Source organism: Pseudomonas sp. FW300-N1A1, from assembly GCF_058789115.1.
In genome coordinates this window covers 1,771-14,440 of sequence record NZ_JBYTBK010000043.1, presented here as the reverse complement: position 1 = coordinate 14,440, position 12,670 = coordinate 1,771, and the positions used below count along the sequence as shown (strand labels likewise).

Annotated in this window: 1 protein-coding gene (cut by a window edge); it reads left to right on the top strand. The window is 65.1% G+C overall.

The features are described 5' to 3' along the window. Positions 1-12,670, top strand: the 3' portion of a protein-coding gene (locus AC3WQN_RS21990) for a non-ribosomal peptide synthetase (RefSeq protein WP_103401323.1). Its footprint begins 2,405 nt before the window's first position; 12,670 of the gene's 15,075 nt are visible here — the last part of the coding sequence; its start codon lies off the left edge, out of view; its stop codon occupies positions 12,668-12,670.

The following is a 12,670-nucleotide window of genomic DNA, read 5'->3' as shown; positions in this document are numbered from 1 at the left end:
CTACGGCCCGACCGAAACCACCATCTGGTCGGCCCTGCATCCGCTGAGCGCAGACAGTCCTCGGCCGCTCCTTGGCAAGCCGATCGACAACACCGCGCTGTACATTCTGGGCAGCGACCAGGCACTCAACCCGCCGGGTGCTCCCGGCGAACTGCTGATCGGTGGCGATGGCCTGGCCCGTGGCTATTTCCAACGCCCGGCACTGACCGCCGAACGCTTTGTGCCGGATCCGTTCTCCACCTGTGGCGAGCGGCTGTACCGCACCGGCGACCTGACCCGCTATCGCGCCGAGGGTGTGATCGAGTACATCGGGCGCATTGACCATCAGGTGAAAATTCGCGGGTTCCGTATCGAGCTTGGCGAAATCGAAGCCCGCCTGCTGGCGCTGGACAGCGTCCGGGAAACGGTGGTGGTGGCCCAGGACGGCCCGACCGGTCAGCAACTGGTGGGTTACGTGGTCGCGGCCAGCGAGCCGTCCAACCCCGAGGCCGAAGCCGAACTGCGTACGGCGCTCAAGGCCAGCCTCAAGGCACAGCTGCCGGAATACATGGTGCCGACGCACTTGCTGTTCCTCGCTCAATTACCCCTGACCCCCAATGGCAAGGTCGACCGCAAGGCCCTGCCAAAACCCGACACCAGCCAATCGCAGTCGAGCTATACCGCGCCACGGACCGCCACCCAGCACCGGGTGGCGGAGATCTGGCAAACGGTGTTGAAACTCGAGCAAGTGGGGCTTTCGGATAACTTCTTCGAACTCGGTGGTCACTCGCTGCTGGTGACCCAGGTGGTGTCGCGGGTGCGCCAGGTGCTGAACATCCAGGTGCCGCTGCGCACCCTGTTCGAGCACGGCACGCTGGAGGACTTTGTTGCCGCACTGGGTGTCGAGCATGGCAGTCGTGCGCCTGCGATTGCCGTGCTGCCTCGTGAGCAACCGCTGGCGTTGTCCTACGCCCAGGAACGTCAATGGTTCCTCTGGCAACTGGCACCCACCAGCACCGCCTACCACGTGCCGGCTGCCTTGCGCCTGCGCGGTGAGTTGGACCTGATGGCATTGCAGCGCAGTTTCGACGCGCTGATCGCCCGCCACGAATCCTTGCGTACCTGTTTTGTCAGCGATCAACCACAGCCCCAGCAGGTGATCCAGGCCCAGGCTTCGTTGCACCTTGCAGTGCAGGAGGTCGAGCGTGATCTGGATGACGCCCGCCTGCAGGCGCTGGTGGCGCAAGAGACCTTGCACCTGTTCGACTTGCAGCAAGGCCCGCTGCTGCGGGTCAAGCTGTTGCGCCTGGCGGCCGATGACCATGCGCTGATCATTACCTTGCACCACATCGTCTCCGATGGTTGGTCGATGGGCATCATGGTCGACGAACTGATCGCCCTGTATGCCGCCTACAGTCAGGGGCAGGCGCCGCAGTTGCCGGCGTTGCCGGTGCAATACGCCGACTACGCGGAGTGGCAACGGCAGTGGATGGAGGCTGGGGAGCGCGAGCGTCAACTGGCCTACTGGACGGCACAACTGGGGGGCGAGCAACCACTGCTGGAACTGCCGACCGACCGTCCGCGCCCGTCCGAGCAGAGCTATCGCGGAGCTCGTCATGACATCGCCTTGAGCCCGGCACTGGTCGCCGGCCTCAAGCAGGCGGCGCAGCGCGAGCAGGTCACCCTGTTTACGCTGTTGCTGGCCTCGTTCCAGACCTTGTTGCATCGCTACAGCGGCCAGGCGCAGATCCGCGTCGGCGTGCCGGTGGCCAATCGCAGCCGGGTGGAAACCGAAGGCCTGATCGGCTTCTTCGTCAACACCCAGGTGCTCAAGGCCGACGTCGACAGCCAGCAGACCTTTCGCAGCTTGCTGCAACAGGTCAAGCACAATGTGCTCGGCGCCCAGGCCCATCAGGACTTGCCGTTCGAGCAATTGGTCGATGCCCTGCAACCGCAGCGCAGTCTCAGTCACAGCCCGTTGTTCCAGGTGCTGCACAACCACCAGAGCCAGGCGCGCGAAGCCCGTGGTGCGGCGCGGCTGCCGAACATCGAGATCCAGCCACTGAGTTGGGCCTCGCACACGGCGCAGTTCGACCTGACCCTGGACACCTTCGAATCCGCCGACAACCTCTGGGCCGAACTGACCTACGCCACCGACCTGTTCGATGCCGCGACCATGGCGCGGTTTGCCGGGCATTGGTTGAACCTGCTGCACGCGGTGGTTGCCGATGGCGGGCAGCGCATCGGCGAGTTGCCGTTGCACGATGACGCCGAACGGGCGGCCACCCTGTTGCAGTGGAACCCGACGGTGGCGGATTTCCCGAGCCAGGCGTGCCTGCACCGGTTGATCGAAGCGCAAGCCTTGCGTGATGCCGATGCGATCGCCGTGAGCTATCTCGACCAGACCCTGAGCTACGGCGAGCTCAACCGCCGTGCCAACACCCTGGCCCACACGCTGATCGACAGCGGGGTAGGGCCGGATGTACGCGTGGGGCTGGCGGTGGAGCGCAGCCTGGAGATGCTGGTGGGCCTGCTGGCCATCCTCAAGGCTGGCGGGGCCTATGTGCCGCTGGACCCGACCTACCCCGAGGAACGCCTGGCCTACATGATCCAGGACAGCGGCATCGGCCTGGTGTTGAGCCAACGCCATGTGCTGGAGCGCCTGCCGGTGCCGGACAACGTGCGCAGCCTGATCCTCGATCAGGACGATGACGGGCTTGAGGGCTACAGCGACGCCAACCCGCAGGTGGCGATGAGTCCGGACAACCTGGCGTATGTGATCTACACCTCCGGCTCCACCGGGCAACCCAAGGGCACCTTGCTCGCCCACCACAACGTGGTGCGCCTGTTCGCAGCCACCGCCCCCTGGTTCAGCTTCGGCCCGCAGGATGTCTGGAGCCTGTTCCACTCCTATGCGTTCGACTTCTCGGTATGGGAAATCTTTGGTGCGCTGCTGCACGGCGGCAAGCTGGTGGTGGTGCCGTATGAGGTCAGTCGCTCGCCGGAAGATTTCCATGCCTTGCTGTGCCGCGAGCGCATCAGCGTGCTGAACCAGACGCCATCGGCCTTCAAGCAACTGATGCAGGTGGCCTGTGCGCCCGGGCACCGCGCCAGCCAGTTGTCGCTGCGCTACGTGGTGTTTGGCGGCGAAGCGCTGGAGGTCAGGAGCCTGCGCGACTGGTTCGAACGCTTCGGCGATACGGCCCCGCAGTTGATCAACATGTACGGCATCACCGAAACCACGGTGCACGTGACCTACCGACCGTTGTCCATGGCCGACCTGCAGCGCGAGGTCGGCAGCCCTATTGGCGAGCCGATCCCGGACCTGTCCTGGTACCTGCTCGACGGCGACCTGAACCCGGTCGGCAAAGGCTGCATCGGTGAGCTGTATGTGGGGCGCGCCGGTCTGGCGCGGGGTTACCTGAACCGTGCCGACCTGACCTGCCTGCGCTTCATCCCCGATCCGTTTGCCGCCGACGGTGGGCGTTTGTACCGCACCGGTGACCTGGCGCGTTATCGCGCTGACGGGGTCATCGAGTACGTCGGGCGCATCGACCATCAGGTGAAGATCCGGGGCTTTCGTATCGAGCTGGGTGAAATCCAGGCGCAACTGTTGGAGCAGGACGTCGTACGCCAGGCCGCAGTACTGGCGCAGCCGGGTCTCAGCGGCCAGCAACTGGTGGCGTACCTGGTACCGGCCGATGCAACGGTGCTCGATGGCAGCGCCGAACAGCAGGCGCACTGGCGTGACCGCGTGCGTGCCACCCTCAAGGACAACTTGCCGGAACACATGATCCCGGCGCACCTGGTGCTGCTGGCGCAGTTGCCGTTGACCGCCAACGGCAAACTCGACCGCAACGCACTGCCGTCCCCCGACGCCAGCCAGTCGCAGCAGGCCTATCAGGCGCCGCAAAGCGCGCTGGAACAGCAACTCGCGGCGATCTGGCAGGACGTGCTGAAGCTGCCGCAAGTGGGCCTGCACGACAACTTCTTCGAGCTCGGCGGTGACTCGATCATCTCGATCCAGGTGGTCAGCCGTGCCCGTCAGGCCGGTATTCGCCTGAGCCCCAAGGACCTGTTCCAGCACCAGACCGTACAGCGCCTGGCCCTGGTGGCCGGGGTGGGTGACAGCGGTGTGGTTATCGACCAGCGGGCCGTCAGCGGCGCGGCGTTGCTGCTGCCGATCCAGCAGCAGTTCTTCGAGGATGCGATCCCCGAGCGTCACCACTGGAACCAGTCGCTGCTGCTCAAACCGGCAGTCACGCTGGACGCGGCAACCCTTGAACAGGTACTGCACGCGCTGGTGCTGCATCACGACGCCTTGCGCCTGACTTTTCAGGCGCAGGAGGGCATCTGGGTGGCCACGCACCTGTCACTCGACGCCGTGCAGGACCATGACCTGCTCTGGCAGGCGCAGGTAGCGGACACCCACGCACTGGAAGCCCTGGGCAATCGGGCCCAGCGCAGTCTCGACCTGCAACACGGACCGCTGCTGCGGGCGGTACTGGCCACCCTCGACGACGGCAGCCAGCGCTTGTTGCTGGTGATCCATCACCTGGCGGTGGACGGCGTATCGTGGCGGATTCTGCTGGAAGACCTGCAGAGTGCGTATCAGCAAGTGAGTACCGGCCAGCCCCTGGCACTGCCGGCCAAAACCAGTGCATTCAAGGACTGGAGCGAACAGTTGCAGCGCTATGCCCGCAGTCCGGCGCTGCAAGCGGAACTGGCTTACTGGCAGAACTGCCTGAGCGATGTCAGCACCGACCTGCCGTGCGATCGCCTCGATGGGGGGGAGCAGAACTACTTGGCGCTGACCGTGCAAACCCGTCTCGGCCAGGACCTGACCCGGCAACTGCTGCAAGAGGCGCCTGCGGCCTACCGGACCCAGGTCAACGACCTGTTGCTGACTGCGCTGGCCAGGGTGATCGGGCGCTGGACTGGCCAGGCCTCGACGCTGATCCAGCTCGAAGGCCATGGTCGTGAAGAACTGTTCGACCGCATCGACCTGACCCGCACCGTCGGTTGGTTTACCAGCCTGTTCCCGGTGCGCCTGACGCCAGCGGCCGGGCAGGGCGACTCGATCAAGCAGATCAAGGAGCAACTGCGCGCCATCCCCAACAAGGGCATGGGTTACGGTGCCTTGCGCCACCTGGGCGATGAGTCGGTACAGAAGAGCCTGCGTGCGCTGGCTAGCCCTCGGATCACCTTCAACTACCTGGGCCAGTTCGATGGCAGCTTCGACGGCGACGACGCGGCCTTGTTTGCTCCGGCTCAGGAAAGCGGCGGCCTGGAACAAAGCGCCGACGCGCCGCTGGGCAACTGGCTGACCCTCAATGGCCAGGTGTATGGCGGCGAACTGAGTGTGGGCTGGACGTTCAGCCGTGAGCGTTTCAGTCGCGATGCCATCGAGCGCCTGGCGGCGGACTACGCGCAGGAACTGGCGGCGTTGATTGCCCACTGCACCGAACCCGGTGTCGCAGGCCTGACGCCATCGGACTTCCCACTGGCGGGCCTGACCCAGGCGCAACTCGACAGCCTGCCGGTCAGCACCAGCCAGATCGCCGATGTCTATCCGCTGTCGGCGATGCAGCAGGGCATGCTGTTCCACAGCCTGTACGAGCAAGCGGGTGGCGACTACATCAACCAGGTTCGCCTGGATGTCGCAGGTCTCGACCCGCAACGCTTCCGTGATGCCTGGCAGGCGGCGGTCGACAGCCATGACATTCTGCGCACCGGTTTTGTCTGGCAGGGCGCGGTGGCGCGCCCGGTGCAAGTGGTGCACAAACAGTTGTGCATGCCGTTCAGCGTGCTCGATTGGCGTGACCGCGTCGTGCCTGACGAGGCCTTGAATGCCTTGGCGGCTGCCGAACAGGCCCAGGGTTTCGACCTGGCCCACGGGCCGCTGCTGCGCATGGTGGTGGTTCGCCTGGATGATCAGCGCTGCCATCTGATCTACACCAACCACCACATCCTCATGGACGGCTGGAGTAATTCGCAGTTGCTGGGCGAAGTCCTGCAACGCTACAGCGGCGAGCCGGTCCCGGCACAGGCCGGGCGTTATCGCGACTACATCCAGTGGCTGCAAGGTCAGGACAGCAATGCAAGCGAAGCCTACTGGAAAGGCCAGTTGGCCAACCTTCAGGAACCCACCCGGCTGGCCCAGGCGGTACAGTGTCAGCTGCGTGAAGAACAGCTCGAGGGTCATGGCGAGCAGTATCGCTTCATCGACGCGGTGCAGACCCGGCGCCTGGGCGAATTTGCCCGCCAGCAAAAGGTCACCCTCAACACCCTGGTCCAGGCCACATGGCTGTTGCTGCTACAGCGCCTCACCGGTCAGCAAACCGTGGCGTTCGGCGCCACGGTGGCCGGGCGTCCGACGGAACTCAAAGGCGTCGAGCAGCAGATCGGCCTGTTCATCAACACCTTGCCGGTCATCGCCAGCCCGCGTTCGGAGCAGACCGTCGGCCAGTGGTTGCAGGCTGTGCAGGCGCAGAACCTCGGCCTGCGCGAACACGAACACACGCCGTTGTTCGACATCCAGCGCTGGGCCGGCAAAAGCGGTGAAGCGCTGTTCGACAACATCCTGGTGTTCGAGAACTACCCGGTATCCCAAGCCCTGGAGCAGGGCGCCCCGAGCGAACTGCGCTTTGGCAACATCGACAACCACGAACAGACCAACTACCCACTGACCCTGGCGGTGAATGTCAGCGATGAGCTGTCGTTGCACTACAGCTACCAGCGCGGGCAGTTCGCCGACTCGGTGATCGGGCAGTTGAGCACGCACTTCGACACGCTGTTGCAGCAGTTGGCGGGCTCGGGCGACGCCACCCTGGGAGAGTTGAACCTGCTGGATGCCGCCGGACAGCAACGCATGGTCGAGCAGTGGAATGCCACCGAGGTGACGTACCCGCAAGCGCTGTGCGTTCACACGCTGATCGAAGCCCAGGCCCGGCGTACACCGCAAGCCACGGCGCTGGTGTTTGCCGGGCAGTCCCTGAGCTATGCCCAGCTCAATGCCCGGGCCAACCAGTTGGCCCACGCGCTGATCCAGCGCAAGGTCGGTCCCGATGTGCTGGTGGGGATTGCGGTTGAGCGCAGCCTGGAAATGGTCATCGGCCTGCTGGCGATTCTCAAGGCCGGGGGCGCCTATGTGCCGCTGGACCCGGACTACCCCCGCGAGCGCCTGAGCTACATGATGGTCGACAGCGGCATCAGCCTGCTGTTGACCCAGTCGCCGTTGCTCGCCAGCCTGCCGGTTCCCGAGGGGCTGCAGTGCTTGTGCCTGGAGCCTGAAGGCCTGGCGTTCGGCGCATTGCCGGCGGTTGATCCGCTGGTGGCCAGCAGCGCCGACAACCTGGCGTACGTGATTTACACCTCAGGTTCCACCGGTCTGCCGAAAGGGGCGGGCAACGCCCATCGAGCCTTGACCAATCGTTTGCTGTGGATGCAACAGGCCTACGACCTGAGCGCGAACGACAGGATCCTGCAGAAGACTCCGTTCAGCTTCGACGTGTCGGTCTGGGAGTTCTTCTGGCCGTTGATGACCGGTGCCCGACTGGTCGTCGCGCGGCCGGGCGATCACCGCGATCCGGCCAGGCTGATCGAGCTGATCAACCAGCAAGGCATCACCACGCTGCACTTTGTGCCGTCGATGCTGCAAGCGTTCTTGCAGGACGCCAACGTGGCCAGTTGCACCGGCCTGACGCGTATCGTCTGCAGCGGTGAAGCGCTGCCGGTGGACGCGCAGTTGCAGGTGTTCGCCAAACTGCCGGGTGCCGGGTTGTACAACCTCTACGGGCCGACCGAGGCGGCCATCGACGTGACCCACTGGACCTGTCGCGATGAAGGCCGCGATGGCGTACCGATCGGCCAGCCGATTGCCAACCTCGCCACCTACATTCTCGACAGCGGCTTGAACCCGTTGCCGGTGGGCGTGGCCGGTGAGCTGTACCTGGGAGGCATTGGCCTGGCCCGTGGTTACCATCGTCGTCCGGGGCTCAGCGCCGAGCGTTTCGTGGCCAGCCCGTTCGTGGCCGGCCAGCGCTTGTACCGCACCGGCGACCTGGCGCGGTACCGCGCCGATGGGGTGATTGAATACGTCGGGCGCATCGACCATCAGGTGAAACTGCGTGGCCTGCGCATCGAACTCGGGGAGATCGAAACCCGGTTGGTGGAGCACGCGGCCGTGCGTGAAGCGGTGGTGGTGGCTCAGGAGGTGCTGGGTAGCAAGCAATTGGTGGCGTACCTGGTGCCCAGCGACCCTGAGACCCTGGAGGCTGAGCAGGCGGTTCGTACACACCTGCACGACAGCCTCAGTGCCCGGCTGGGGGAAAACCTGCCGGACTACATGGTGCCGAGCCATCTCGTCTGGCTGGCGCAGATGCCCCTCAGTCCCAACGGCAAACTCGACCGCAAGCGCCTGCCGGCGCTGGAGTTCGCGGCCGCCGAACACTTCGTGGCAGCGGCCAATGCCACCGAGCAGGCATTGGTGGATATCTGGCAAGCGGTGTTGGGGGTGACGCAGGTCAGCACCACGGACAACTTCTTCGCCCTGGGGGGCGACTCCATCGTGTCGATCCAGGTGGTCAGCCGCGCGCGTCAACACGGCATCGAACTGAGCCCCAAGGACCTGTTCCAGCAACCGACCATCCAGCAATTGGCGCTGCGGGCGCTGATCGTTGACAGTCTGGCAGCGCAACCAACGCCATTGCCCGATCTGCCGTTGCACGGTTTGAGCGACGCACAGGTGGCCGGGTTGCCGCTGCCCGAAGGTCGGCTCGATGGCCTGTACCGCTTGTCACCGATGCAGCAAGGCATGTTGTTCCTCGGCTTGAACTCGCCGGACGTCGACCTCTACATCAACCAGCTGTGCATCCCGGTGCAAGGCCTGAAGCCGTTGCGCTTCAAGGCCGCGTGGGAGGCGGTGAGCCAGCGTCACGACATTCTGCGCACCGGCTTCCTGTGGCAGGACCTGGCCGAGCCCTTGCAGTTCGTGCTGGCCGATGCGGCCCTGCCCATCAGCCTGCTCGACTGGCGCGGGCAGGACACTTCGGCCCAGGCCTTGGAGGCACTGGCCGACCGTGAGCGGGCCAAGGGTTTTGACCTCGACCGTCCACCCTTGCAGCGCCTGGTGCTGGTGCGCCTGGGTGACGACAGCTATCAGTTGATCTGGACCTATCACCACCTCCTGATCGACGGCTGGAGCAGTTCCCGGTTGATCGGTGAAGTGCTCAGCCACTACTCGGGCCAGGCACTGGCCGAGGCGGTGCCGTACCGTCGCTACGTCAACTGGCTGCAACAGCAGGACGCCAACGCCAGCGAAGGCTTCTGGCGCCAGCACCTGCTGCCACTGGACCAGCCGACTTACCTGGCCGACGCCGTGCCGCGCACCGGACAGGGCAGGGGACATGCAGCGCTCTACAGCCGTTTGGGACAAACCCGTACCGAACACTTGAAGGCCTTTGCCCAGTCCCAGCACATCACCCTCAACACCCTGGTGCAGGGCGCCTGGCTGGTGCTGCTCAGCCGTTACAGCGGCCAGCGCTGCGTGGCCTTTGGTGCCACCGTGGCCGGGCGACCGGCGAGCCTGCCTGCGTCCGAGTCGATCCTGGGGCTGTTCATCAACACCTTGCCGGTGATCAAGGACGTGCCGCCTGAGCAAGCGGTGGGTCAGTGGCTGCGTGATGTGCAGGACTACAACCTGGATATGCGCGAGCGTGAATACACACCGCTGACCGACGTGCAGCGCTGGGCCGGGCGTGCCGGGCAATCGTTGTTCGACAGCATCATCGTCTTCGAAAACCACCCGATCGATCAGGCCTTGCGCGAGTTCCGCGATGACTCCCTGAGCTTCGGCGACAGCAGCAGCGCCGGCCTGACCAACTTCCCGATGGACCTGATGGTCACCCTGGAAGACGGCCTGGTGATCGAATACATGTTCCTGCGCGAGCATTTCGATCCGGCGACGGTGGAAGGTATTCGCCGCAATATGGAAGGCCTGCTGGACGCGCTGTCGGCTGACGCCACACAGCCGCTGGGGCGAGTGGGGCTGGTCACGGGGCAGGTCGAGGCAGTTGCCGCACCGGCGGTGCAGGCAATGGCGTTGCCGGTACACCAGCGCATCGCGCAATGGGCGCGGCAACACGCGCAACAGCCTGCGGTGATATTCGCCGGCCAGTCCTTCAGCTACGGGCAGATCGAGGCGCGCGCCAACCGTCTGGCCCACGCGCTGATTGCCGAAGGCGTCGGCCCGGACGTGCGGGTCGGCGTGGCCTTGCCGCGCAGCGAGCAGATGATTGTCGCCTTGCTGGCAGTGCTCAAGGCCGGCGGTGCTTATGTGCCGCTGGACGCGACCTACCCACGGGAGCGCCTGAGCTATCTGATGCGCGATTCGGGCATCGCCCTGTTGCTCAGCGATTCGAGCTTGAGCGGTGTATTGCCGGTGCAGGACAACCTGCACGTGATGCACCTAGACCGCCTGAACCTGGATCAGCAACCGGGCCACGCGCCGCAGGTGGCGGTGCAGCCGGACAACCTGGCCTACGTGATCTACACCTCCGGCTCCACCGGCTTGCCAAAAGGCGTCGGCGTGGCCCACGGGCCGCTGGCGATGCATTGCCAGGCGATCGGTGAGCGGTACGCGATGACGCCGGACGATTGTGAACTGCACTTCATGTCGTTCGCTTTCGACGGTGCTCATGAACGCTGGTTGACCACCCTGACCCACGGTGCGCGACTGTTGATCCGTGACGACAACCTGTGGACCGCCGAACAGACCTACGCCGCCCTGCATGAGCATCAGGTGACCGTCGCGGCCTTCCCGCCTGTGTACCTGCAACAGCTGGCCGAACACGCCGAGCAGCAGGGCAACCCGCCCGCGGTGCGCATCTACTGCTTCGGCGGTGATGCGGTGCCGGTGGCGAGCTTCGAACTGGCCAAGCGTGCACTGAAGCCGCAACACATCATCAATGGCTATGGCCCGACGGAAACCGTGGTCACGCCATTGATCTGGAAAGCCGGCCCGGCGGATGAATGTGGCGCGGCCTACGCGCCGATCGGCAGTCTGGTGGGAGAGCGCAGCGGCTATGTGCTGGACAGCGACCTCAACCCCTTGCCGGCCGGTATCGCCGGTGAGCTGTACCTGGGTGGCAGCGCCCTGGCCCGGGGGTATCTGGGGCGTAGCGGTGGCACGGCCGAACGCTTTGTCGCTGACCCGTTCAGCGCCACGGGCGGGCGTCTGTACCGTACCGGCGACCTGGTGCGTCAGCGCGAAGACGGCACCCTCGATTACCTGGGACGGATCGACCATCAGGTGAAGATCCGTGGGTTCCGCATTGAGCTGGGGGAGATCGAGGCCCGCCTCAAGCAGCAACCGGGAGTGCGAGATGCCGCCGTGGTTGCCCGCGAAGGCGGCAGCGGCAAGCAACTGCTCGGGTATGTGCTGGCCAACGCCGACACGGACACCGACGGTTTGTGCGAGCGCTTGCGTGAACAACTCAAGGCCTGCCTGCCGGACTACATGGTGCCGGTCCACCTGACGCTACTTGCGCGCATGCCGCTGACGCCCAACGGCAAGCTCGACCGCAAGGCCCTGCCGGAACCTGGGGTTGAACAGCAACGTCAGGACTACGTGGCACCGGTCACCGAGCTGGAAAAAGCCCTGGCGACGATCTGGCAGCAGGTGCTGAAAATCGAGCGCGTGGGCGTCACCGACAACTTCTTCGAACTGGGGGGCGATTCGATTCTCAGCCTGCAAGTGATTGCTCGCAGCCGCTCACTCAAGGCCCAGGGCTTGAGCCTGAAGCTGCGCGACCTGATGCAGAAGCCGAGCATCACGCAACTGGTGGCCAGCGTGCAGGGCACGGCCCTGAAAAGCACTGGGTTGCTGGCCATGAATGGCGAGGTGTCGGCTGTGGCGCCGCTGTTCTGCGTACACGCCGGCTTCGGTACGGTGTTCGACTACGAGCCGCTGGCGCGGCGCTTGAGCGGTCAGCGTCAGGTGTTGGCGATCCAGGCGCGGATGCTGCTCGATCCGGCCTGGGACGATGCCTCCCTGCAGGGCATGGCCAGTGATTACGTGGCGCAGATCCGTGCCCATCAACCGCAAGGGCCGTATCACCTGTTGGGCTGGTCCCTGGGCGGAACGCTGGCGCTGCTGATGGCCGCGCAGTTGGAAAGTGCCGGTCAGCAGGTGACGTTTGTCGGGCTGGTAGACAGCTTCGTGCCATCGGCGGCGGTGAATGCCGGTGTGCGGGATGACTGGCACAGCGACCTGCGCGAGTTCGTACAGGCGACGCTGCCGGATGTGGCGCAGCACCTGGCGGTGCAGGGCGAAGAGACCAGCGCCAACGTGCGCGGGCTGTTGTCCGCGGCACTGGCCGGCAGCCGCGAAGGGTCGACCTACGTGGCACTGGGGGCTGATGAACTGGCCCATGTGTTCAGCGTTGCGCGCCGGCTCAAGCAGTTGTCACTGCAACTGGATCGTTGCAGCGCACTGAGGATTGCACCGACCTGCTGGTGGACCCGGGGCCGTGACGACGAAGCCATGGAGCTGGCGGCGCAACTGGGGCAGCCGGATCTCGGCGGCGAGATGATCGACTGCGGGCATTTCCAGATTCCCCGTGATGAAAAGTGCCTCGCCGGGATTGAAGAAGTGTTGGTCGAGTTCGTTGAACGGGTAGCGCTCTGCTGA